Annotated in this window: 18 protein-coding genes; 5 read left to right on the plus strand and 13 right to left on the minus strand. The window is 73.3% G+C overall.

Annotated elements, in window-relative coordinates; all coding sequences use genetic code 11:
- Window positions 1–153: 153 nt before the first annotated feature.
- Window positions 154–2,640: an RICIN domain-containing protein gene (locus FHR36_RS35125; RefSeq protein WP_253804057.1), complete on the minus strand. Its 2,487-nt coding sequence runs from the start codon at window positions 2,638–2,640 to the stop codon at window positions 154–156.
- An 816-nt stretch (window positions 2,641–3,456) separates the two neighbouring features.
- Between FHR36_RS35125 and FHR36_RS35130 the strand changes: the two genes are divergently transcribed.
- Entirely contained in the window at window positions 3,457–4,857 is a 1,401-nt protein-coding gene (locus tag FHR36_RS35130; RefSeq protein WP_253804059.1) for an MFS transporter, read from the plus strand.
- Window positions 4,858–4,910: 53 nt separating this feature from the next.
- Here the strand turns inward: FHR36_RS35130 and FHR36_RS35135 are convergent, their stop codons facing one another.
- The 4 genes from FHR36_RS35135 to FHR36_RS35150 all read right to left on the minus strand — a co-directional run bounded on the left by FHR36_RS35135 (window position 4,911) and on the right by FHR36_RS35150 (window position 9,604).
- On the minus strand, window positions 4,911–5,849 hold the full coding sequence (locus FHR36_RS35135) for a hypothetical protein (RefSeq protein WP_253804061.1): 939 nt from the start codon (window positions 5,847–5,849) through the stop codon (window positions 4,911–4,913).
- 14 nt (window positions 5,850–5,863) lie between these two features.
- Window positions 5,864–6,691: a papain-like cysteine protease family protein gene (locus tag FHR36_RS35140; RefSeq protein ID WP_253804064.1), complete on the minus strand. Its 828-nt coding sequence runs from the start codon at window positions 6,689–6,691 to the stop codon at window positions 5,864–5,866.
- Between the two features lie 55 nt (window positions 6,692–6,746).
- Window positions 6,747–7,391, minus strand: coding sequence for a hypothetical protein (locus FHR36_RS35145; protein WP_253804066.1), 645 nt, complete (start codon window positions 7,389–7,391; stop codon window positions 6,747–6,749).
- Between the two features lie 119 nt (window positions 7,392–7,510).
- Window positions 7,511–9,604, minus strand: coding sequence for an RICIN domain-containing protein (locus FHR36_RS35150; protein WP_253804068.1), 2,094 nt, complete (start codon window positions 9,602–9,604; stop codon window positions 7,511–7,513).
- A 579-nt stretch (window positions 9,605–10,183) separates the two neighbouring features.
- On the opposite strand from FHR36_RS35150, the gene FHR36_RS35155 reads away from it, so the two are divergent.
- The 3 genes from FHR36_RS35155 to FHR36_RS35165 all read left to right on the plus strand — a co-directional run bounded on the left by FHR36_RS35155 (window position 10,184) and on the right by FHR36_RS35165 (window position 13,062).
- The gene (locus FHR36_RS35155; RefSeq protein WP_253804069.1) at window positions 10,184–11,248 is read left to right on the plus strand and encodes a cobalamin-independent methionine synthase II family protein; all 1,065 of its coding nucleotides are present in this window, start codon (window positions 10,184–10,186) and stop codon (window positions 11,246–11,248) included.
- 206 nt (window positions 11,249–11,454) lie between these two features.
- Window positions 11,455–12,828 (plus strand): histidine-type phosphatase, encoded by a 1,374-nt coding sequence (locus FHR36_RS35160; RefSeq protein WP_253804071.1) that lies wholly within the window; start codon window positions 11,455–11,457, stop codon window positions 12,826–12,828.
- Between the two features lie 36 nt (window positions 12,829–12,864).
- A complete protein-coding gene (locus tag FHR36_RS35165; RefSeq protein WP_253804074.1) occupies window positions 12,865–13,062 on the plus strand; it encodes a hypothetical protein in 198 nt (65 codons plus the stop codon).
- Between the two features lie 75 nt (window positions 13,063–13,137).
- Here the strand turns inward: FHR36_RS35165 and FHR36_RS35170 are convergent, their stop codons facing one another.
- The 5 genes from FHR36_RS35170 to FHR36_RS35190 all read right to left on the minus strand — a co-directional run bounded on the left by FHR36_RS35170 (window position 13,138) and on the right by FHR36_RS35190 (window position 16,030).
- On the minus strand, window positions 13,138–13,860 hold the full coding sequence (locus FHR36_RS35170; RefSeq protein ID WP_253804076.1) for a DNA alkylation repair protein: 723 nt from the start codon (window positions 13,858–13,860) through the stop codon (window positions 13,138–13,140).
- Window positions 13,857–14,261 carry an SRPBCC family protein gene (locus FHR36_RS35175; protein ID WP_253804078.1) on the minus strand — a complete coding sequence of 135 codons (405 nt, stop codon included), beginning with the start codon at window positions 14,259–14,261 and terminating at the stop codon, window positions 13,857–13,859. The genes FHR36_RS35170 and FHR36_RS35175 overlap by 4 nt, the downstream gene beginning before the upstream one ends.
- A gap of 9 nt (window positions 14,262–14,270) precedes the next feature.
- On the minus strand, window positions 14,271–14,762 hold the full coding sequence (locus FHR36_RS35180; RefSeq protein ID WP_253804079.1) for a MarR family winged helix-turn-helix transcriptional regulator: 492 nt from the start codon (window positions 14,760–14,762) through the stop codon (window positions 14,271–14,273).
- Between the two features lie 50 nt (window positions 14,763–14,812).
- Window positions 14,813–15,235, minus strand: coding sequence for a hypothetical protein (locus tag FHR36_RS35185; RefSeq protein ID WP_253804081.1), 423 nt, complete (start codon window positions 15,233–15,235; stop codon window positions 14,813–14,815).
- 150 nt (window positions 15,236–15,385) lie between these two features.
- On the minus strand, window positions 15,386–16,030 hold the full coding sequence (locus FHR36_RS35190) for a TetR/AcrR family transcriptional regulator (RefSeq protein ID WP_253804083.1): 645 nt from the start codon (window positions 16,028–16,030) through the stop codon (window positions 15,386–15,388).
- Window positions 16,031–16,148: 118 nt separating this feature from the next.
- On the opposite strand from FHR36_RS35190, the gene FHR36_RS35195 reads away from it, so the two are divergent.
- Window positions 16,149–17,630: an alpha/beta fold hydrolase gene (locus FHR36_RS35195; protein WP_253804085.1), complete on the plus strand. Its 1,482-nt coding sequence runs from the start codon at window positions 16,149–16,151 to the stop codon at window positions 17,628–17,630.
- Window positions 17,631–17,700: 70 nt separating this feature from the next.
- Here FHR36_RS35195 and FHR36_RS35200 read toward each other — a convergent pair whose 3' ends face one another.
- The 3 genes from FHR36_RS35200 to FHR36_RS35210 all read right to left on the minus strand — a co-directional run bounded on the left by FHR36_RS35200 (window position 17,701) and on the right by FHR36_RS35210 (window position 22,970).
- Window positions 17,701–19,917: an MMPL family transporter gene (locus FHR36_RS35200; protein WP_253804087.1), complete on the minus strand. Its 2,217-nt coding sequence runs from the start codon at window positions 19,915–19,917 to the stop codon at window positions 17,701–17,703.
- Window positions 19,918–20,100: 183 nt separating this feature from the next.
- Complete coding sequence (locus tag FHR36_RS35205) at window positions 20,101–22,521, minus strand: ATP-binding cassette domain-containing protein (RefSeq protein ID WP_253804089.1); 2,421 nt, start codon at window positions 22,519–22,521, stop codon at window positions 20,101–20,103.
- 23 nt (window positions 22,522–22,544) lie between these two features.
- Entirely contained in the window at window positions 22,545–22,970 is a 426-nt protein-coding gene (locus FHR36_RS35210; RefSeq protein ID WP_253804091.1) for a VOC family protein, read from the minus strand.
- Window positions 22,971–23,006: the final 36 nt, after the last annotated feature.

The raw sequence follows: 23,006 nt of genomic DNA on the forward strand, positions 1-23,006 counted from the left end.
CGCCGTGGACCGCGGAGAGCGTACGATTGGCCTATACCAATTGACAAGAGGCCGCGTACCGGAGGAAGTTGACGGAGCGTCGGCCACCCGGGCCCGGAAAGCCGCGAGGCCCGCGGACGAGGTGTCCGCGGGCCCCGGGGGTCGGTGGAACGGTCAGCCGATCGCCCAGTGCTGGAGGGCGGAGCCGGTGTCCGCCTGCTGGGTGACCAGGGCGCCGTCGGTGGTGGACGCGGTGGTCAGCAGCAGGCCGCTCTTCTGCGAGGCGACGGTGTAACCGCCGGAGACGGCGCTGACGATCCAGTGCTGGTTGGTGCCGCCGGTGCAGGTCCACTGGATGATCTGGGCGCCGGCGGCGGTGGAGCCCCCGCTGACGTCCATGCACAGGCCGGACTCGCCGTTGACGATCTGGTAGCTGCCGTCGCTCTGCTGGGTGAAGACCCAGCTCTGGTTGGCGCCGCCGTTCGGGCTCCAGGTGACCAACTGGGTGCCGGCGCTGGTGGAGTGGCCCGGGTCGTCCAGCGCCTTACCGGAGGCGATCAGGGTGTGGCTGCCGTTCAGCGCCGGGTTGACCGCCCAGCTGAAGGTGGTGGAGCCGGTGGCCGTGCCGGAGGCGGCGGTGACGGTGACCGTCGAGGAACCGGCGGCGGTCGGGGTGCCGGTGATCAGACCGGTGGAGCCGATCGACAGGCCGGCCGGCAGACCGGTCGCCGACCAGGTCAGCGGCTTGCCCGCCGAGTCGCCCGCGCTGAGCTGCAGCGAGACGGCGGTGTTGACCTTGGTGGCCTGGTTGCCGGGGTTGGTGACGGTGACGGTCTCCGGCGCGGCGCCGGTCGAGGTCAGGGTCAGGGTCTGCTCGGCCGCGGTGCGGCCCCCGCCGACGGTGCTGCCGCTGGTGTCGGTCCAGGCCCGGCCCGGCGTGGTCTCGGCGAGCCGCCCGGCGGTGGAGGAGAGGCCGAGGACCAGCCCGCTGTAGCGGTTGACCAGCTTGAACGCGCCGGTGGTCGCGCCCGCGGAGGTGGTGACGGGCAGCACGAACCACTGCTGGCCGACGGTGGGTCCGCCCGCCGGTGTGGTGGTGGCGGTCGGAAGGGCGCCCCAGGCGCGGCCGGAGACGGCGCCGGAGTCGACCCCGAGCAGCTGCCCGGTCGAGGAGTTGGCGATCCGGTAGGAGCCGTCGCCGTTGGCGGCGAAGTTCCAGGACTCGAGGGCCGAGCCGGTGGCGGAGGCCGCCGAGGTGGTCGCGGAGCCGCCGGAGACCTGGGCCAGCACGCGGCCGTTCCCGGCGGCGATCCGGTACGACCTGGTCAGGTCGACCGGCGGCGCGGCCGGCGCGGAGGAGCCGATGGTGACGTTGACGTACTCGCCGGAGGCGTTGTTCGAGCAGCCGAAGGCGCAGTAGGTCCGGAAGGACTTGCCGACGATCTGGGAGCTGGTCCGGTTGGCGCCGTCCAGGAACCAGCGGTACCAGGAGGCGGTGTGGTAGCTGCCGGTGTCACCGATCGGGTACCACTTCTGGGTCGCCAGGTTGTCGGTGGCGTAGTACTGCTGCGGGGCGTTGCCGCTCTGGTCGACGGCCTGCGGCTCGCCGATCCACAGGCCCAGGTAGGCGTTCCAGGTGACGTCCATGACGAACAGCGGCGAGGTGGCCGGCATCGTCCCGGCCGCGATCTGCTGGGCGGAGGTGCCGGTGTTGGCCGGGCTGTACTCCTTGGCCGCCGGGGTGTAGCCGGTGGTGTTGGTGGAGTCGACCGGGACCATGTTGGACTCGCGGCCGCCGACGCCGGCCTCGGTCCAGGCGCCGTCGTACCACTTCTGCCAGGAGCCGGGCGCCATCTTGGACGCGATCGGGGCACGGGCGGCGTGCTCGTAGAACGCCGTCCAGCCGCCGGTCTTGTCGATCACCCGGGAGCCGTAGAAGACGTAGAAGTAGCCGGAGGCGGTGTCCACCAGCAGGCGCTGGTCGCCGTCGCCGTAGTAGTACGTCTGGTTGGGGAAGGCCGCGGTGTCGCCCCGGGTGGTGGAGTACGGCGAGGTGATGACGTGGTCCTTGACGGCCCAGGTCTTCCCCTGGTCGGTGGAGACCGCGTAGTCGATGGCGTCGAAGTGCAGGCCGTCGTTGAAGGGCTGCGGGGTGAACTCGTTGTGCACCAGCCCGTACCAGTTGCCGGTGTCCGGGTCGACCCAGACGCCGGACAGGTCGCAGTAGTTCTTCTGCGCGTAGCTGGTGCTGCCGGTGGCGAAGCTGGCGCTCTTGCCGGTCGGGCTGTTGTTGCAGCGCCAGGTGGTGTCGTTGTTCTTGTCGCTCGCGTTGGCCGGGTTGACGGAGTCGCTGACGGCGGCGGACCGGGCGGCGGTGTCGAAGTCGGTGCCGGTGAAGAAGTCCCAGTAGCGAGGGTCGTTCTTGCCGTAGAGCGCGGCGGACTGCTGGAACCAGAAGCTGCCGTCCTTGTCCAGGTACGGGACGGCCGGGGTGTCGGTCGGGTGGGCGTAGCCGACCGGCGCGGAGACGCCGACCGTGTAGGTCGCACCGGACGGTCCGGCGGCGTCGACCGCCGAGGCGGGCGAGGCGGGGGCGGCGACCAGCAGCAGGGCCGCCGCCGTGAGGGCGGTGGCGAGCTTGCGGGGTGGCGGCAGGGACACGGGTACTCCTTCTGCGGCGAACGCACCGGGGTGCGCGTGGGGGAGGCGTCGGCAGTGGCCGGTCGCGGCAGCGGGGGAGACCGAGGGGGTCGCGGTCGGCGGCGCGCGGGCGGCCCGCGGCTGACGCGCCGACGGGGCGGATGGCGGCCGGGCGTGCGGACCCGGAGCCGGCGGCCGGACGGGGCCGCCGTACAGGAGCCGCCCGCGCAGTCGGCGGGCGGAGCGTTGCGCGGTGCCGTCGGGTGCCCGAGCGAGCACCTTCGAAGCAGGTTCCGTGCAACTTCGAGCACACCGTGGCAGGGTGCGGGGGCGAAGTCAAGGGGGCGGAGCCCGGCGGATCCCGCATCCGCAGGGTCGGGCCCGGCAGGCCGGGGACACGCGACAAAAGTCCAAACCGCGGCGGCGAGTGTCCGTTGACCGGCCGTGATGCCGCTCAACAGACTGGCTGCGCGGGGCGGAAACGTCCCGCCGGTCGCGGATCCCGCCCGCCGGCCCGGGGTGCGAGCCCGGACCGACGGAGGCCCGCGACCGCCCACCACCCACCAGCCACCACCCATCGTCCATCGTCCGCGGGCGGGCGGACCGACCACGAGAGGCAGCCCCCGATGCCCCCACCCCACCTCCCCCCACGAGCCGCCCGACGACCGGGCCGCACGCAACCCGGGTGAGCCGGAGGGCGGACCGTCCTGCTCCGTCCGGGTGCGCCCGCCCCGTGTCGCGGAACGGCGCCCGCCCCCTGATGATGGCCTGACCCGGAAGGTGGGCCGCCGTGCGCGCTGCGGCCCGGACCGAACCCGGGGAAAGGCGGTCGCGCGGATGGCGAACGACACTGAGCGGTCGGGTACGCCGGGAGCGGCCCGCCGGGTGCTCGCCCCGCTGGCCCTGGCGCAGTTCATCTGCAGCTTCGCCGGTTCCAACATGAACGTGATGATCACCGACATCAGCACGGACCTCGACACCACGGTGCAGGGCGTCCAGGTGGCCATCACCGTCTTCCTGCTGGTGATGGCCGCCCTGATGATCCCGGGCGGCAAACTGACGGACCGCTACGGCCGCAAGCGCTGCTTCGTCGCCGGTCTCGCCGTGTACGGGGTCGGCGCCGTACTCAGCGCGGTCTCACCGGGCCTCGGGGTGCTGATCCTCGGCAACTCCATCCTGGAGGGCGTCGGGACGGCGCTGCTCATCCCGCCCGTCTACATCCTGGTGACCCTGCTGTTCACCGAGATGACCAGCCGGGCCCGGGCGTTCGGCGTGGTGATGGCGCTCGGCGGGGTCGGTGCCGCGGCCGGACCGCTGATCGGCGGCCTGATCACCTCGGCGATCAGCTGGCGGGCGGCCTTCGTGTTCCAGGCCCTGGTGATCCTGGTGATCATCGTGCTGGCCCGCCGCCTCGAGGACCCGCTCCCGGCCGACCCCACCCGGCACTTCGACACCGTCGGCGCCGTGCTCTCCTCCGCCGGCCTGGTCCTGGTGGTGATGGGCATTCTGGCGGCCGACAACAACCTGTGGCTGATGCTCGGCCTGATGGTGGCCGGGGCGGCCCTGCTGGCCTGGTTCTTCGGCTGGGTGCGCAAGGAGGAGCGGGAGGGCCGCGAACCCCTGCTGTCCACCAGCCTGTTCCGGGTCCGCACCTCCAACCTCGGCCTGGTCACCCAGAACGTGCAGTGGCTGCTGCTGATGGGCACCTCCTTCACGGTGGCCACCTATCTGCAGGTGGTCCGCGGCTACGACGCGATCGACACCGGCGTCATCTTCACCGCCGCCACCGTCGGGCTGCTGGCCTCCTCGCTGGCCGCCGAGCGGCTGGCGAAGCGCCGCTCGCAGCGCACCCTGGTGATGGCCGGCTTCGTGCTCTCCGTCGCCGGCGTCTGGGTGCTGATCGGGCTGGCCGGCGGCAACGACAGCGCCTGGGCGTTCGCCCCCGGCCTGCTGCTGATCGGTCTCGGACTCGGGGTGATGCTCACCCCCTCGGTCAACATCGTCCAGTCCAGCTTCCCGGAGGACCGGCAGGGCGAGATCTCCGGCCTCTCCCGCAGCGTCTCCAACCTCGGTTCGTCCTTCGGCACCGCCATCGCCGGCACCATCCTGGTCGCCGGGCTGACCGCCAACGCGTACGCGGCCGCGATGATCGCGCTGGCCATGCTCGCGCTGCTCGGCCTCGGCGCCGCGCTGATGCTGCCGCGCACCCCGGCGCCCGAGCCGGAACCGGTGCCGTGACGCACTGCGGGGACGCCGGACAGCCGGCGTCCCCGCAGCGGGTGGTGGCGGGGTCAGCCCGCCGTACGCGCGCGGCGGCGGCGCACCAGCGCGAACGCCGCGCCGACCGCGGCCAGGCCGACCGCACCGACGACGGCCGCGGGCCCGACCCGCTCCGCCGGAGCCGCGGCGGCCACCGCGGCGGCGGCCGGCCCGGCGGCGTCCTGGGCGGCGGCGTCCTGGGCGGGCCCGCCGTCCGCACCCGGGTCGGCGAGGCCGAACCCGCCGGCCAGACCCTTGCGGTCGTACGACGAGCCGGGCTGCTTGTCGCCGTACCGGGCCGCCACCAGCTTCTGGTACTCGGCCAGCGTGACGCTGCTGCGCCCGCCGAGCCCGGTGGTGGCCTCCTTGGTGAGCGCCTCCACCGTGCCGCTCTGGGTGAGCCGGTACCAGGCGTGGATCTGCGGCTCGCCGAAGGTGCGGGCGGCCGCCGTGCCGCCCTCGGCGAGCCCGACCTCGGTGTCGCCGTCGCGGATGCCCGCGAGCTGCCAGGACTGCCCGTCCGCCTGGGGCGCGAGCAGCACGGCCGCCTGGTGGCCGTCCCCGGCCGCGACCCGGGAGGTGAGGTACGACAGCCGGAGCGCGTTCTCGGGCGTCGCCTTGGCCTTGCCGGTCACGAAGTCCGGGTTGAGCTCGTACAGCGGCACCGGGTCCTTCAGTTCGAAGGCCGGGGGCGCGGCGGCCGCGTTCGGGGCGCTGCGCGGCGCACCGGACACCCCGCCGTCGGCCGCCGCCGCGGGCGCGGCGGACTGCTGGCGGGCGGCGACCAGGAAGCGCGAGACGGTGTCGTGCACCTGGCCGGAGCGCAGCACCTGCTGGGCGTTGCCGTAACCGGCCACCGGCTGGCCGTCCGCCGCCGCCGCACCGGCCGCGGCGAGGACGGTCAGCGCCGCCGCGGCGAGCACCGCGGCCGCCCGGGCAGCGGCGCGCTGGGGGTTCTTCGGGTTCTGCACGGTCGGTGGCCTCCTCAGCCGTGGATCCCGATGCGGGAGTGGGTCCACTGGAACGAGTTGTTGCTGGTGTAGGTCGAGTAGTTCCACCAGGTGTACGTCTGGGTGCTGGGCCACGGGTCGCCCACGGCGATCATGTTGCTGCTGCTGTCGTAGCCGTAGATGACGTTCATGTGGCCGCCGCCGCTGCGCCAGCCGATCCGGACCGCGAACGGGCGGCCGGCCGCTATCTCGGTGGTGGTCTCGGCGAACGAGGCGTTGCGGTTGAGGCTGGTGCCGCTGGTGCGGAAGCCCATCCTGGCCAGGCCGTTGGCCATGTCGTCCAGGGTGGCGGGCTTGTCGTTGCAGTCGACCCAGGTGCCCTGCGCGGCGAGCCGGCAGAAGTCGTACTGGGTGTAGCCGGTGCGGCCCCAGTAGGTGGCGATGGTCAGGCCCGAGGCGTCCCAGCACCACTGGTCCTGGACCTGCTTCTGCATGCTGATGTTGAGCGTGGTCCAGCCGGTCGGACGGACCGCGCCGCACACCGGCAGTGCGTTGGTGTTCTCCTGGATGAAGGCGTCGGCGATGTAGTACGCCCCGGACCAGATCCAGCGGTTGTCGCCCTCGACCTGGTCGCCGGTGGTCCGGCAGGCGGTCGGGATCCGGTCGCCGACCTGCGAGGTGCCGGACACCCGGGAGGACAGCGAGGGCAGGGACCGCTGGTTGATCGTGCTGTACCCGCCCTGGCCGGCGACGACCGTACCGGTCACCGTTCCGGCCATGGCGAGCGCCCCGATGCCGAAGAGCAGTGCGCCGGAGAGCGCCGCGGCGATCGCGGCCATCAGCGCCTTCCTCCGGCGGGACATGCGGAGTCTGTGCATGGTGCTCCAAGTTCTGCGGTGGTGTGGGGGGACGGGAGGCTCAGCTCCCGGCCGAGCGGCGCAGGACCACGACGCCGGCGGCCACGGCCGACACGCCGAGCGCGGTCACCGCGAGGACGCCGACCAGCAGCGGCCAGCCGTGCGAGCGCGGCCGTGCGGCGACGGGCACCGGGGTGGGCGCCGAACTCGCCGTCGTTGCCGTCGGCGCGGCGGTCGCCGCAGTGGTGGCGGTGACGGTCGACGTGGGGACGGTCGTGGGCACGGCCGGCCCTGCGGTGGCCGCCGGAGGGTCGGTCACCGGGACGTCGAGCACGCCCTCGTACCGGCCGAGGCCGGGGAAGGCGGTCTCGGCGGTGACCTGCCAGTGACCGGGCGTCAGCGCCCGGGCGGTGGTGACCGTCCCGGGTCGGCCCGGAACGGCCACCAGCGGCAGCGGGCCGAGAGCGGTGCCGTCGGCGGCGGTGGCGCTGAGGGTGCCGCCGATCGGGTCGGTCACCGGGTCGCGGTCGTTCTCCCAGACCGCGGTGAGGACCGGGTGACCCGCCTCGGTGCCGGTCACGGTGAGCGCGATGGTGTCGCCGTGGGCGCCGGCCGGTGCGGCCGCCCCCAGGGTGATCACCGCGGTGAGCAGGCCGGTCACCAGCCCGCCGGCCAGCCGGCGGAGGTGCGTCGAACGGTGGTGCATGGATGGCTCCGGTTTCGCGTGGGCGGTGGTGACCGCCCGGACGGTGGGCGCGGGGCCCGCTGGTGCCGGTCCGCCGCCGGCAGCAGCGGGCCCCGCGCCGTCCCGGGGTCGAGTCGGCCTCAGGAGGCCTTCTGGACGCTCCAGGTGTGGTAGCCGGCCGCCGCCGGATCCTCCAGGTCCAGCAGCCACGCGCCGTAGTACGGGCGGTTGCTGACCCCGAGGACCAGCGAGGAGCCCCGCGCGGTGACGCTCAGCCCGCCGCCCGCCGAGGCCAGCCGCCACTGCTGCGCGGCGTTCGAGGTGTCACAGGCCTGCTGCGCCACCCACTGGCCGGCCACCGGCGCGCCGCCGAGCTGGAGGCACTTGCCGGAGACCGCCGAACGGATCCGGGAGTAGCCGCCGCCCGCGTCGTCGAAGTACCAGCGCTGGCTGAGGTAGCCGGTGGGCGGGGAGCCGACCAGCACCGTGTTGTCGGCCGACTTGCCGCCCCAGATCTCGGCGGCCACCCCGGCGGCGCCGTTGGCCAGCGTGTACGCGGTCTGCGGGGTCGGCGTGGTGCTCCCGGAGCCCGGGGTGTGGAAGCGCGCGGTGCGGCCCGGCGCCGAGTCGCGGCCCGAGCGGTCGCGCACCGCCACGGCCACCGTGTAGTCGGTGTCGGGGCGCAGGTTGTAGATCCGCACCGAGGTCTGCCCCACCCAGGTGAGGAACGTGCCGTTCAGCTGCACCTGGTACCACTGCGCCGAGGCGACCGACGGCCAGCTGACCACCACCGAGTCGGCGGCGAGCTGCCCGACCGTCACGTCCGGCCCGGTGGACGGACCGCCGGTCGGCGTCGGGGTGGGCGTGGTCGGCCGGGTCGGGCTCGGCGTCGGGGTCGGCGTGGGCGTCGGCTGCGGGTCGGGCCCGGTGCCGTTGCCGGTCATCAGGAAGCGGTTGTTCGCCACGTTCCAGTGGGTGGCGAGGTAACTACCGGCCTTCGGACTGGTGTTGTAGTAGTCGTCGTGGTTGCAGTCGAGCCGCTCGTCGTGCCCGCGGTCCGGACAGATCGTCCGCATCGCCGGGTAGTACGGGGCGTCCGAGTAGCACATGATGTCCCACTCGTCCGTGCAGTGCGCCGCCTTGCTGCTGTTGGGCGCGCTGTTGTTCACCGCCCCGAGGTTGTGGCCCAGTTCGTGCGCCGCGGTCGCGCCGCTCCAGCAGCCCGAGTCGGTCCGGCCGTACGAGGGGCCGAAGTTGCTCAGGTTGTCCTGGCCCGGACGCTCGTCGCCGGCGAAGGTGCCGATGCCGCAGTACACGTTGGCATCCGCGAACATCATGTACTTGCGGTCGCGCCGGTCCAGGCCCTTGGCGGCCAGCGCCGAGTTCATCGCGCCGAACTCGGCCAGCGCCGAGTCCGGCACCTCCAGGTTGAGCACCACGGGCGTGCAGTCCGCGCCGGTGACGAACCGGATGTGCCGCACGCCGCCGGTCTCCTGCGCCGAGGCGAAGTAGATGGCGTCGGCGGCCGCGGCCCAGGTCCGGAAGGAGGACGCGTACTGCGCGTACCGGTCCTTGCCGGGCCCGTGGACGTACACCACCTGGACCCGGTTGCCGGTGCTGCCGTCACCGTCGCACGGGACGGTCTGGTCCGCCGGACCGGCGGCAGCGCGCTGCGTGGGCGCGGTCGAGGCGGCGGCGCTCGGCGGGGCAGCGGCGGCGGAGCCGGTCGGCGCCGCCTGGGCGTCCACGGCGGCGGGTCCGGACCCGGACGGCCCGGTGGCCGCCTGCCCAGCGGCCGGTGCCGCGGCGGTGCCGCTCACCGGTGCGGTCACCGCGGCGGGCGTCGCGCCGTCGGGCGCGTCGGTCTCCGGCTTCGCCACCGGGGCGGTGTCCTTGGCGATGTCGACGCCCTTCGGCGGGGCGTCCGGGCCGTGCGTGCAGGCGCCGGCGCCGGTGCGCAGCACGCCCGCGCAGCGGTCGCCCTTGGGCGCCGCCTGCAGGCCGGTGTAGACCAGCCCGCGCTTGCTGTCGTCGGCGGGTATCGCGGCCACCGGCTGCGGTGCCGCGTCATGGGCCGGCCCGGAGGCCGGCGCCGTGGGCGCGGCCACCTCCGCGGCCACCGGCCGCCCGTCCTCCAGGGCACCACCCAGGTAAGCGGTACCGGCGAAGACCCCCGTTGCGGCCAGCACGGCCGCGACCAGCACCACCCGGGTGCTGCGCCGCCGCTTGGCCACTCTTCTACGGCCAGGCAAAACACACCTCATTTCGAACAGAGGGTTGAGTGCCGGGAATCCTGCCAGAGCGGTGGGGGGCGATGGAGACCTGTGTTTCTACGCGCGAAGAAGTACGGCGTTCAACGAACCGTCATGTCAGACTGATGCAACGTCAAGAGGCCGGTTTGATAGCCGAGTTGCTCGAACGATCCGTCAATGGTCCACACCACTGCCGATATTGGTACGTGCACGAGTTCATCGAAACGTTATGGTTCGAGATCGGCTCTTAGACGGCCTGTGCAATAAGTGCAATTGCACAGCGTAGGTGCAATATTACTCTCCATCATTATCGAGAACCCTCGCTTGGGGGCAGTCGTAGGAGCCCTTATCGGTTGTCAACCCGGCGTCGCCGAACCGGACATCGAACCGGTGAACCTTGCGTGGCGGGCCGGCGGCACCCCCGCGCGTGCGCCGGGCGCGGGCCCCCGCACCACCAGCGGGAACGCCCCTCGGCGCCACGCCCCCGGCGCACGCTCAGGCCGTACGGGGCGATTCGCGCGCCGTTGCGGGCGGGCGCGGACGCTTCCTACCGTCCCCGGCATGACGATCCCCACCGAACCCATCGGCAGCATCCCCCGGTCGCCCGCCCTGCTCGCCGCCCTGGCCGACCACGCCGCAGGACGGCTCAGCGACGCGGACCTGAGGAAGCTCCAGGACGAGGCCACCGCCGAGACCCTGGCCCGGCTCGAGGCGCTGGGCTGCGCGGTGCTGGTCGACGGCGAGCAGGCCAAGCCCAGCTTCGCCACCTACCCCCTCGCCGGGATGACCGCCCTCGCCCCGGACGGCGCGGTGATCCCGTTCGCCGACGGCCACACCCGACAGCTGCCCCGGCTGACCGCCGGACCGTTCCGCTACGGCGTCCGCGCCGAGAACTACCTGCGCGACGCAATCCAGCGCACCGCCAAGCCGGTGAAGCAAGCGGTCATCGCCCCGTCCGCGCTCAGCCTGCTCTACCCCGCCGACGGGATCGACGGCTACTCCCGCGAGGCGTTCCTCGCCGATCTGGCCGACGAGGCCGAGGCCGACATCCGCGGCTGCCTGGACGCCGGCGCCCACCGCGTCCAACTGGACTTCACCGAAGGCCGGCTGGCCCTCAAGCTGGACCCGTCCGGCGGCCTGCTCGACGACTTCGTCGCCCTCAACAACCGGGTGCTGGAGCGTTTCACCGAGCAGGAGCGGGCCCGCCTCGGCGTCCACACCTGCCCCGGCGGCGACCAGGACTCCACCCACAGCCTGGACGTCGACTACGCCGGGCTGCTCCCCAAGCTGTTCCAGCTGAAGGTCGGCAACTTCTACGTCCAGCTGGCCAGCGAGCCCGACCAGGACCGGATCCTGCAGATCATCGCCGATCACCTGCCCGCGGGCGCCCGGGTGTTCGTCGGCGTGACCGACCCGATCGACCCGGTGGTGGAGACCGCCGAGCAGGTCCGCGACCGGGTGCTGGCGGCGGCCCGCCACATCCCCGTCGAGCGGCTGGGCACCTGCGACGACTGCGGCTTCGCGCCGTTCGCCGACGACACCTCCACCTCCCGGGAGACCGCCTTCGCGAAGATCGACGCCCGGGTCCGGGGCACCGCGATGGCGGCGGCCGAGCTCGGGCTCTGAGCGGGTCGGTCCGCGGGTCGGTCGGCGGGGTCGGTCGGCGAGGGCGATTCGGTGGGCTCGGTTCGGCGGGTTCGGCGGGGGAGTCTGTTCATCCGGGCATCACCCGGGACATGACAGCCGGTCGAGGAGCGTTCGGGCGGTGCTGTGAGGGTGCGTCAGCCCCCGCCGCACCCGCCCGGCGGGCCCGACCGTCCGGAGGAACCCCCGTGAAGCCCACCGCTCCCCTCGCCGCCGTCCTGGCCGCGACCGTGGCCGTCACCGTCCTGTCCGCCACGGGCACCGCCTCCGCGCAGGAGGCGGCCCGGGGCGGGCGGCACTTCTACGGCACCAAGACGCCGTACGCGCCGCAGGAGCGGCTGAAGGACTATCAGCCCGCGCCCCGCGGCTTCGTCCCGGTCTTCACCGAGAACGTCGCCCGGCACGGCTCGCGCGCCATGACCGACGGCGCGGACGGCGACACCGTCCTCGCCGTCCTGCGCCGCGCCGAGGAGCAGGACGCGCTCACCGGTCTCGGCCGGCGGCTCGGCCCCCAGGTGCAGAGCCTGCTCGACGCCGCCACCGCCCTCGGCTGGGGCAACCTCTCCGCCCGCGGCGCCCAGGAGCACCGGGACACCGCCCGGCGGCTGGAGCAGCGCCTGCCCGGCCTCTTCGACGCGATCGCCGCCGACCACCGGCCGATCGTGGTGGAGACCTCCGGCCAGGCCCGGGCGGTGGCCAGCGCCAACGCCTTCACCGGCGCCCTCGTCGCCGGGGACCCGGCACTGGCCGGCCTGGTCGGGGCCCCGGTCACCGACAAGGACCTGCTGTACTTCCACAAGCAGCCGCAGAACGCCGACTACCGCGCCTACCTCGCCGGCGACCCCGACCTGGCAGCCGTCCTCGCCTCGATCGACGCCGAGCCGCGCGCCGCCGAGGCTGCCCGGCACACCGTCGCGCGCCTGTTCCGCGCCGACTTCGCGGCCGGGCTGACCGGTGACGAGCAGGTCTCCTTCGCCCGCGCCCTGTACCAGCTCTACAGCGCGGCCCCCGACCTGCGGGCCGAGGCCCCCGGCGTCGACCTCGACCCCTTCCTCGCCCCGCCGGACGCCCAGTGGTTCGCCTACCTCGACGACGCCGAGGAGTTCTACCAGAAGGGCCCCGGCTTCAGCGGCCGCACCATCACCTACGCGATGGCGCAGGTCCTGCTGGACGACCTGTTCGCCCGCGCCGAGGCCGCGGCCGCCGGCACCACCGCCGACGGCGCCGTGCTGCGCTTCACCCACGCCGAGGAAGTCGAGCCGCTCGCCGTGCTGCTCGGCCTGCCCGGCAGCACCGAGCCCGCGCCGGCCGGCGACCCGTACGCGTACCGGAACAACCCCTGGCGCGGCGAGCGGGTCGCGCCGATGGCCGCCAATGTGCAGTGGGACGTGTTCGCCGGACCGTCCGGCCGCCCCGGCGAGCCGGTCGGCCACCTGGTGCGGATGCTCTACAACGAGCGGGAGACCGCCTTCCCGAGCACCTGCGTGCCGGTCTCGGCCGGCAGCCACTACTACGAGCTCAAGGAACTGGAGCGCTGTTTCGGACGGGGCCCGGCGGCGTAGCATCGACGGCATGGGGACCGAGGATCGGAGGGCCTCATGAAGCGCGAACCCGCGACGGAACGGGCCGCTTTCGGCGGCGAGCAGGACGGCCTCCCCGCCGAGGGCGCCGAACCGCGTCGGCCACGCCTGCGGCACGGCCGGGACGAGGCACCGTACAGCGGAAACGACGACCTGGTCGGGCGGGCTGCGGCGATCCACCCGGACGTGCTTGACGACGACGACTACCTGGACTGAGTTCCGGACCCGGCTCGCGTGACCGGGTGCGCGGCTGACGGGTGTGCGGCGCTCGCGGTCCCGGCGGCCGGGCCGTCACGCGCCGGGTGAACCTGCGTCCGGCAGGTGTCGTACGGCCTCGCGCAGGGTGACGCCGGACATCCGCTCCCGGTGCTCGGCCACCCACGCCGCCACGTACGACGGATCGCGGGTGGACAGCTCGCGCAGCATCCAGCCGAGCGCCTTGCGGACGAAGAACTCGCGCTCCTCGAGGGTGGCCGCGCCGTAGCGGTCGACCCGGTCGAGGTCCGGGGTACCCCGGCGGATGCCGGCGATCAGTGCCAGCAGCGCGCTGCGGCGGACCCAGAAGTCGCCGTCGGCCACCCACCGGTCGACCACCGGGTCCGCCGCCGCCGGGTCGGCGAGCTTCAGCACCCCGGCCACGTGCACGGCCAGCGTGTCCACCAGCGCCCACGTACCGGCTTCGCGGACCATCCGCTCGACCACGGCCAGGTCCCGCGCCTCCAGCCGGTCGGACGCCGTCCGCAGCAGTTCGACGGCCGCCCAGCGGTGCTCGTGGACGGGATCGCCCCAGAGCCGGGCGGCCAGCGCCAGGACCCGCTCCCGGTCGACCGGGCCGAGACCGCGGTACCAGGTGAGCAGGGCCTGCCGGAGCGCCGGGACGGGGACGCCCAGGTGGTCCAGCTCGCTGCGCAGGTACGCCCGCTCGCGCTCCGCCCGCTCCGGGCTGCCCAGGGCGGGCAGCGCCGCGAGCAGTGGAGCTGCGTCGGCGTCGGCATCGGGGGAGGGGCGGGTCATGCGCCGGTCTCCAGCACCGACTTGAGGGTGGCCAGCTCGGTGTCCACCAGGTCGGTCTGCCGGACGAAGAACTCCTCGTCGAAGCTGGGCGGGCGGAAGAACGTGATCATGAACTCGGCGCCGTCGCCGTTCGGCACCACCCGGGCCGGGACCGTCCACGCCGCGGTGTCGTCCACGAAGTCGTGGTCGAGGATGCCGTGCTCGGCATCGGCCCGCAGTCGCAGCCGGGCCTCGCCCACCGGCGTCGCCATCACCCACCACTGCGGATCGGCGGTCGGCGCGATCGACCGGACGTTGACCACCGCCCAGCGCGGCCAGTTCGCCGGATCGGCCAGGAAGGCGAACACCTCGGCGGGCGGACGGTCGATGCTGACGGTCTTGGTGACGGAACTGACGATCACGGCGGTACCTCAGTCGTTCTGCTCGGGGGCCTGCCGGGCACTCCGACCGGCGGCCTCGGGCCGGTCGTCGTCCGGATGGGGCTCGTCGACGAGCCGGCGGATCCACGTCTCCAGTTGCCGGCGCTGCCCGGTCTCCAGCGAGCCGAAGAAGTGCGCGTCGTTTCGGTCGGCGACCTCGGCCAGGACCGGGACCAGCTCCCGGCCGGCCTCGGTGAGGACCAGCAGCACGCTGCGCCGGCTCGCCGGATCGGGCTCGCGCCGCACCAGGTCCTTCGCCACCAGCCGGTCCACCAGCCGGGAGACCGCACCCGGATCGATGTCCAACTGCCGGGCCACCGCGCCGGTGGTGCGGTGGCCGTGCGCGACGCTCACCATCACGCCCCACTGCGAGGCGGTCACGCCGTGCGCGCCGAGCTCGGCCTCGAAGCGGCTGTGCACCTCGTCGGAGAGGCGGCGCAGCCAGTAGCCGAGATGGTCGTGGAGTCCGCTGGTGGGGGTCACGCCCTCCAGCCTTGTTGCCCCGGCAACCGTTGTCAAGGCAACGGTTGGATTCAGAGGAGCAGGCCGGTGGTCTCGTGGTAGGTGTACGGCGGATAGTCGCAGGTGGCACCCGGCGGGGGAGCGAAGACCGTCGGCGTCCGGGCGGCGATGCCCGCGCCGACGTGGTCGAGGGCGTCGGCGCCGGCGACCGCGAGCACCGCGATCGCCAGGTACACCAGCGGCGCGGTGGGCCGGGCCGGCGGGTCGGCGAGCAGGTGGACCACGCCGACCGCGGATCCCAGGCCGACCACCACGAACAGCGCGACGACGGCCCAGAAGACCACCCCGAGCGAGGCCGGCTCCTGGCAGAGGACGTGGACGTGGCGAGTCGTGCCCCGCGCGTGGAGCGCCGCGGCCCCCACCAGGAGCCCGCCGGTCGGCAGCAGGGCCCACAGCCGGGAGATCGTCCGGGTCGGGTCGGGGGCAGTGCGCAAGCGGGCTCCTCGGGTCGGGCGGCCCTGGCCGGCGCCGCCGCGATGCTCCGGGCGAGCGTAGCCGAGCCGTCCGGTGACGGATCGGGCGGCTGTCGCGCCGGTGTTCGGGGCGCCGATGGGGAGTTCACCCTGCCGCTGGGCTGACCGGGGTCACTCCGGGGGTCGGGTGACGAAGAGGCCGGCGCGGGCCGCGAGGGCGGCCGCGGCGGCGGCGCGGTCGGCGTCGGCGGGGGTGACGGGTTCGCCGGTGACGTACATGCGGAGGTAGAGCGGGGCGACGGTGGCCCGGATGACCTCGTGGGGGTCGGTGCCGGGTGGGACCTCGCCGCGGGTGACGGCGTGCCGGACGGCGACCGAGGTGAGGTCGCGGCGGTGGGCGAGCACGGAGGAGAGGGCTTCGCGCGCCTTGGGGGAGCGGACCGCGGCGGAGACCATGACCTGGAGCCAGGCCCGGTGGGCGGGGTCTTCGTTGAGGGTGAGCACGGCGCGGGCGACGGTGCGCAGGTTGTCCTCGAGGGTGTGGCTGTCGGGGAGTTCGATGCTGACGGCCAGGTCGTCGGCGAGGTCGACGACGATGTTCTCGAGGCTGCCCCAGCGCCGGTAGACGGTGGTGGCGGCGACGCCCGCGCGGGCGGCGATGCGGTCGATCCGGGCGTCGGCGTAGCCGGTCTCGACGAGTTCGGCGAGGGTCGCCTCGAGGACGGCGGCCCGGGTGCGGGCGGTGCGCCCACCGGGCCGCACGCTGCCGGGCGCGGGGGTGGACTGAGGGCCCTCGGGGGGCTCGGTGCGGTCCAAATGCCAATCCTCTTGCGTTTAGTGGGGCGGCTTTGCCAGGATCAAGGCTAATGCAGATCGACATGCATTAGCTCCCCACTCGGCCGACGAGCTGTCACCGGCCAGGAAAGGCAGCACCATGGACATGCCCCGCGTGAGCCACCGGTACGTCGAGGTGGACGGCGTCCGCGTCTTCTACCGCGAGGCCGGACCCCGGGACGCCCCCACCCTTCTGCTCCTGCACGGCTTCCCGACCGCCTCGCACCAGTTCCGCCGGCTCATTGACGCGCTCGGCACCCGCTACCACCTGCTCGCCCCGGACTATCCCGGCTTCGGGCACACCGAGGCCCCGGACGGCTTCCGGTACGACTTCGAGGCGCTCGCCGACATCGCGGAGGGCTTCGTCCGGGCGGTCGGGGCGACCCGGTTCGCCGTCTACGCCTTCGACTTCGGCGGCCCGGTGGGCTTCCGGCTGGCCGTCCGGCACCCGGAGTGGATCACCGGCCTGATCGTGCAGAACGCCAACGCGTACGAGGAGGGCCTGTCCGCGATGGCGCGGGCCGCGATCGCCCACCGCACGGGCGAGCCGGGCGCCGCCGAGGCCGTCCGGGAGCTCTTCACCCTGCCGGTCACCCGCGGCCAGTACGAGCAGGGCGCGGCGGACACGACCCTGATCGACCCCGACGCGTGGACCCTCGACCAGCACCACCTCGACCGTCCCGGCCGCATCGCGGCGCAGACCGCGCTGGCGCTGGACTACCACAGCAACGTCGCCCAGTACCCCGTGTGGCAGCGGTGGCTGCGCGAGCAGCGGCCGCCGACGCTGGTGCTGTGGGGACGCAACGACGGCTTCTTCCCGGAGGAGGGCGCCCGTGCCTACCTGCGCGACGTGCCGGACGCCGAACTGCACGTGTTCGACAGCGGCCACTTCGCCCTGGCGGAGCGGCTGCCCGAGATCGCGCCGCTCGTCGCCGGCTTCCTCGACCGCCTTGCTGGTCAGGGCCGCCCGGGCGGGCAACGGCGGTTGCGGATCGCCGTGCTCGGGGCGAGCGGCCACCTGGGCGGCGCGGTGGCGCGGGAGGCCGAGGCCCGCGGACACGCGGTGACCCCGCTCGGGCGCGCGGACGCGGACGCCGCCGACCCGGCGGCGCTCGCGGCGGTGCTGGGCGGCCACGACGCGGTGGTGGCCTCGCTGAAGGGCGGCGACCGGCTGGTGCCGCGGGCGGCGGCGGCCCTGCTGGAGGCGCTGCCGAAGGCGGGCGTGGAACGGCTGGTGTTCGTCGGCGGGGGCGGCAGCCTGGAGTACGCGCCGGGCCGGCGCTTCGTCGACTCACCCGACTTCCCGCCGCAGTACCTGGAGACCGCCCGCGACCAGGCGCAGGCCCTCGACCTCCTGCGCGCCGCCACCGACACACCGGTGGCCTGGTCGTACGCCAGCCCGCCGCCGATGCACCTGATGCCGGGCGAGCGGACCGGGAACCACCGGGCGGAGGCCCGGGACACCCCGCTCGTCGACGACGAGGGGGTCAGCCGGATCACGGTCGGCGACTTCGCGGCCGCGGTGGTCGACGCGATCGAGCGGGGCAGCTTCGTCCGCCGCCGCTTCACCGCCGCCTACTGACGCCCGCACGGCGCGGACGGACGGGCCGTGGGGAAACCCCGGCGGCCCGTCCGTCCGACGACTGCTGCGGCTACTCGGTCTTGATGTGCGGGAGGATGCGGTCCAGCCAGCGAGGGGTCCACCAGGCGGCGGGGCCGAGCAGGGTCATCACGGCGGGGACCATCAACAGCCGGACGACGCTGGCATCGATCAGGACGCTGACGGCCAGTCCGAGGCCCATCATCTTGATGACGATGTTGTCGCTGACGATGAAGGCGGCGAACACGCTGACCATGATGAGGGCGGCGCAGGTGATGACCCGGGCGGTGATCTCCAGCGCGTGCGCCACCGAGCCCTTGCTGTCGCCGGTCTTCAGCCAGGCCTCGTGGACGCGGGAGAGCAGGAAGATCTCGTAGTCCATGCTGAGGCCGAAGACGATGGCGAACATCATCATCGGCACGTAACTCTCGATCGGCACCTTGCCGTTGACGCCCAGTGCCTCACCGCCCCAGCCCCACTGGAAGACCGCCACCAGGACGCCGTACGAGGCGGCGATGGAGACCAGGTTGAGGATGGCGGCCTTCAGGGCGATCAGCGGGGCCCGGAAGACGATCAGGATGATGATGAAGGCCAGACCGACCACCACCGCGATGATGGGGATCAGCCGACTGGAGACGATGTCGAGGAAGTCGACCTGGGCGGCGGTGGTGCCGGTGACGTAGGTCGTGGCGCCGGTGCCGGCGACCGCGTTCGGCAGGACGGTGTCCGAGAGGTGGCCGACCAGGTCGGTGGTGGACTTGTCCTGCGGCTGCTGGTCGGGGGTGACGGTGGTGAACAGCACCGCGCCGTCGCTGCTGGTCTGCAGCGGGCCGACGCTCGCGGTGTCGGGCACGCCGGTGAGGGCCTGCTGCACATTGGCCTTGAGCGCGGCCTGGTTGGCCGCGGGCACGTTGCTCTGGTCCACCACGACGGTCAGCGGCCCGTTGGAGCCGGGGCCGAACGCCTGGGACATCAGGTCGAAGGCGCGGCGATCGGTGAACGAGGTCGGGTCGGCGCCGTCGCCGATGTGGCCGAGCTGGATGGAGAACAGCGGAATGGCCAGGATGACCACGATCGCCAGGCCGGCCGACAGGAACCACCACGGCCGCCGCTCCACCCGCTGGGCGTAGCGGTGCCACATGCCGGTGACCTCCTCGTTCTCCGAGAGGGTCTGCTCGGCGACGGGCTTGCGCACCGTGAAGCGGTCCATGTTGCGGCCGATCAGGCCCATCATGGCGGGCAGCAGGGTGAGCGCGCCGCAGACCGCGGTGACCACGGTGACGGCGGCGGCCAGGCCCAGCTTGGAGATGAAGCTGACGCCGGACACGCTGAGGCCGGCCAGCGCGATGATCACGGTGCAGCCCGAGATCAGGACGGCGCGGCCGCTGGTGGCGGCGGCGTGCCCGGCGGCGTCGGCCGGGTCCTTGCCGTCCATCAGGCTCTGTCGGTGACGGGTCAGCAGGAAGAGCGAGTAGTCGATGCCCACCCCGAGGCCGATCATCGTGGCCAGGGTGGGGGCGACGGTGGCGAAGGTGGACAGCGCCGCCAGCAGGCCGAGCAGGCCGAGGCCGACCACCACCGCGATCAGCGCGGTGACCAGCGGCAGGCCGGCGGCGATCACGCTGCCGAAGCCGACCAGCAGGACGACGATCGCCACTGCGAAGCCGATCAGCTCACTGGTCCGGTCGTCGGCGGCGGGCCGGGCCAGTTCGCCGAGCGGGCCGCCGTACTCGACCTCGACGCCGGCCTCGCGCAGCGGGGCGACCGCGGTGTCCACCTGGTTGAGGTAGGTGTCGCCGAGCGTGGTCGGGTTGGTGTCGAAGCGGACCGTGATGTACGCGGTGGTGCCGTCGCTGGACAACGGCCCGCCGGGCTGCGGGGGCTGACCGGCCGGCGGGAGCGGGTTCTGCGCGGACAGCACGTGCGGGAGCTGCCCCAGCGAGGAGACGGCCTGGTTGACCTGGCTCTGGAAGTCGGTCAGCGAGGAGGTGTCGTGCAGCACCACCTGCGCACTGGTGCCGCCGACGGCCGGCTCGTGCGCCTGAAGCACCTCCTTGCCGTCCTGGGACTGCGTCCCGGGCAGCGAGAAGTTGTCCGAGTACTCGCCGCCCGCCGCGCGGTTGGCGAGCTGGACGCCGAGCAGCGCGAGCAGCCAGATGACGATCACGAGGGTGAAGTGCCGGGCGCACCACCGTCCGATCCGCCAGAGCGTGCCCGGACGGGGCGGGCTCTCGGTGTGAGCGATGCTGTTCTGCCGAGGCACAGGCATGGGATCTCCCGGAGCCGGGCCGGCACCGGGCCGCGCCCGAGGGGCGGTTGCGTCCGCCACCGTACGGTGACTGATTGATCACCATATGTGCGCAATGCCCGGTTCCCGTCGCCGACACGGCGGCCGGCGCCCGGCTGCGCCCGCCGGCAGCAGCCGGCGGGCGCCCGGTTTCGTCCGAAAGGCTCAGCCGCCGACGTACGCCGCGAGGTGCTTGCCGGTCAGGGTGGACCCGGCGGCGACCAGGTCGGCCGGGGTGCCCTCGAAGACCACCCGGCCGCCGTCGTGGCCGGCGCCGGGGCCGAGGTCGACGATCCAGTCGGCGTGCGCCATGACCGCCTGGTGGTGCTCGATGACGACCACCGACTTGCCGGAGTCGACCAGCCGGTCCAGCAGGCCGAGCAGTTGCTCGACGTCGGCGAGGTGGAGGCCGGTGGTCGGCTCGTCCAGGACGTACACGCTGCCCTGCTCGGCCATCCGGGCGGCCAGCTTGAGCCGCTGCCGCTCGCCGCCGGAGAGCGTGGTCAGCGGCTGGCCGAGGCTGACGTAGCCGAGCCCGACGTCGGCGAGCCGCGCAAGGATGCGGTGCGCGGCCGGAATGCGGGCCTCACCGGTGTCGAAGAAGGCGAGCGCCTCGGCCACCGGCATCGCAAGCACCTCGCTGATGTTCAGGCCGCCGAGCCGGTACTCCAGCACCGAGGCCTGGAAGCGCCTGCCCTCGCACTCCTCGCAGACGCCGGCCACCGAGGCCATCATCGCCAGGTCGGTCCAGACGACACCGGCGCCGTTGCAGGTCGGGCAGGCACCCTCGGAGTTGGCGCTGAACAGGGCCGGCTTCACCCCGTTGGCCTTGGCGAAGGCCTTGCGGATCGGCTCCAGCAGCCCGGTGTAGGTCGCCGGGTTGCTGCGCCGGGAGCCGCGGATCGGGCTCTGGTCGACGGTGACCACGCCCTCGCCGTCCCCGCCGCCGTCCCCGCCGCCGCTCCCGCTCCCGACCAGCGAACCGTGGATCAGCGAGCTCTTGCCGGAGCCGGCGACCCCGGTCACCACGGCGAGCACCCCGAGGGGGATGTCCACGTCCACGTCACGCAGGTTGTTGGTGCTCGCCCCGCGGATCTCCAGCGCGCCGGTGGGCGTGCGGACGGCCTGCTTGAGCGCGGCCCGGTCGTCGAAGTGACGGCCGGTCACGGTGCCCGCCGAGCGCAGCTCCCCGACCGTGCCCTCGAAGCAGATCGTGCCGCCGGCCGTGCCGGCGCCCGGACCGAGGTCGACGACGTGGTCGGCGATCGCGATGGTCTCCGGCTTGTGCTCCACCACCAGCACCGTGTTGCCCTTGTCCCGCAGGCGCAGCAGCAGCTCGTTCATCCGCTGGATGTCGTGCGGGTGCAGGCCGACGGTCGGCTCGTCGAACACATAGGTGATGTCGGTCAGCGCGGAGCCGAGGTGACGGATCATCTTCACCCGCTGCGCCTCGCCGCCGGACAGGGTGCCGGCCGGCCGGTCGAGCGAGAGGTAGCCGAGGCCGATCTCCACGAAGGAGTCGAGGGTCTGACGCAGCGACTCCAGCAGCGGGGCCACCGACGGCTCGGCCAGGCCGCGGACCCACTCGGCCAGGTCGCTGATCTGCATCGCGCAGGCGTCGGCGATGCTGGTCCCGCCGATCTTCGAGGCACGGGCGCCCTCGGCGAGGCGGGTGCCGTCGCACTCGGGGCAGGTGGTGAAGGTGACCGCGCGGTCCACGAACTCCCGGATGTGCGGCTGCATCCCCTCCCGGTCCTTGGCCAGCATCGACTTCTGGATCCGCGGGACGAGCCCCTCGTAGGTCATGTTGATGCCGGCGATCTTCATCCGGACCGGCTCGTGGTGGAGGAAGTCGTGCAGTTCCCGCTTGGTGAACCTGCGGATCGGCTTCTCGGGGTCGTAGAAGCCCGACTCGCTGTAGAGCCGGTGGTTCCAGCCGCCCGGCTTGTAGCCGGGCACGGTCAGCGCGCCCTCGGCCAGCGACTTGGAGTCGTCGTACAGCTGGGTGAGGTCGATGTCGGAGACCGAGCCGCGGCCCTCGCAGCGCGGGCACATGCCGCCGGTGCGGTTGAAGGTGGCCTTCACCGCCTTGCGCTCGCCGCGCTCCACGGTGATCGCCCCGGTCGCCCGGACCGAGGGCACGTTGAAGGCGTACGCGCTCGGCGGGCCGATGTGCGGGGTGCCCAGCCGGCTGAACAGGATGCGCAGCATCGCGTTGGCGTCGGTGGCGGTGCCGACCGTCGAGCGCGGGTCGGCACCCATCCGCTGCTGGTCGACGGTGATCACGGTGGTCAGACCCTCGAGGACGTCCACCTCGGGGCGGGCCAGGGTCGGCATGAAGCCCTGCACGAAGGCGCTGTACGTCTCGTTGATCAGCCGCTGCGACTCGGCCGCGATGGTGTCGAAGACCAGCGAGCTCTTGCCCGAGCCGGACACCCCGGTGAACACCGTCAGCCGCCGCTTGGGGAGTTCGATGCTGACGTCCTTGAGATTGTTCTCGCGCGCACCGTGCACGCGGATCAGATCGTGGCTGTCGGCACCGTGCGGCGCACCCGATCGCGGGTTCGTCCGGGGGGCCCTGCTCATGGTCTCTCCCACTGTTGTGCGGCTCAGGCGGATTCGGCGACGGCGAGCTCGTTGATCCGGATCAGGTTGCCGGCCGGGTCGCGGAACGCGCAGTCCCGGACACCGTACTGCTGCTCGGTGGGCTCCTGGACGAGCTCGGCGCCGGTCGCCCGGATCCGCTCGAAGACGCCGTCGAGGTCGGTGGTGGCCAGGGTGAGCCGGGCGTACGTGCCCTTGGCCATCATCTCGGTGACGGTGCGGCGCTCCTCGTCGGTGATGCCGGGGCCGACGGCCGGCGGCTCCAGGACGACCGAGGTCTCCGGGCGGCCGGCCGGGCCGACGGTGATCCAGCGCATCGCGCCGGAGCCGACGTCCTGACGCACCTCGAAACCGAGGGCGTCGCGGTAGAAGGCCAGCGAGGCCTGAGGGTCGTCGTGCGGAAGAAAGGTCCAGTGAATGCTGATGTCCATGGCCCCCACGCTAGGTGCGGGCCATGGACACCGGCT

Source organism: Kitasatospora cinereorecta (assembly GCF_024172095.1).
Lineage (GTDB): Bacteria > Actinomycetota > Actinomycetes > Streptomycetales > Streptomycetaceae > Kitasatospora > Kitasatospora cinereorecta.

Excerpts from the sequence above, each read along its gene's own strand:
- FHR36_RS35130 (WP_253804059.1), top strand. The coding sequence starts at position 3,457 with ATGGCGAACGACACTGAGCGGTCGGGTACGCCGGGAGCGGCCCGCCGG.
- FHR36_RS35140 (WP_253804064.1), bottom strand. The coding sequence starts at position 6,691 with ATGTCCCGCCGGAGGAAGGCGCTGATGGCCGCGATCGCCGCGGCGCTC.
- FHR36_RS35145 (WP_253804066.1), bottom strand. The coding sequence starts at position 7,391 with ATGCACCACCGTTCGACGCACCTCCGCCGGCTGGCCGGCGGGCTGGTG.
- FHR36_RS35155 (WP_253804069.1), top strand. The coding sequence starts at position 10,184 with ATGACGATCCCCACCGAACCCATCGGCAGCATCCCCCGGTCGCCCGCC.
- FHR36_RS35165 (WP_253804074.1), top strand. The coding sequence starts at position 12,865 with ATGAAGCGCGAACCCGCGACGGAACGGGCCGCTTTCGGCGGCGAGCAG.
- FHR36_RS35170 (WP_253804076.1), bottom strand. The coding sequence starts at position 13,860 with ATGACCCGCCCCTCCCCCGATGCCGACGCCGACGCAGCTCCACTGCTC.
- FHR36_RS35195 (WP_253804085.1), top strand. The coding sequence starts at position 16,149 with ATGGACATGCCCCGCGTGAGCCACCGGTACGTCGAGGTGGACGGCGTC.
- FHR36_RS35200 (WP_253804087.1), bottom strand. The coding sequence starts at position 19,917 with ATGCCTGTGCCTCGGCAGAACAGCATCGCTCACACCGAGAGCCCGCCC.
- FHR36_RS35205 (WP_253804089.1), bottom strand. The coding sequence starts at position 22,521 with ATGAGCAGGGCCCCCCGGACGAACCCGCGATCGGGTGCGCCGCACGGT.
- FHR36_RS35210 (WP_253804091.1), bottom strand. The coding sequence starts at position 22,970 with ATGGACATCAGCATTCACTGGACCTTTCTTCCGCACGACGACCCTCAG.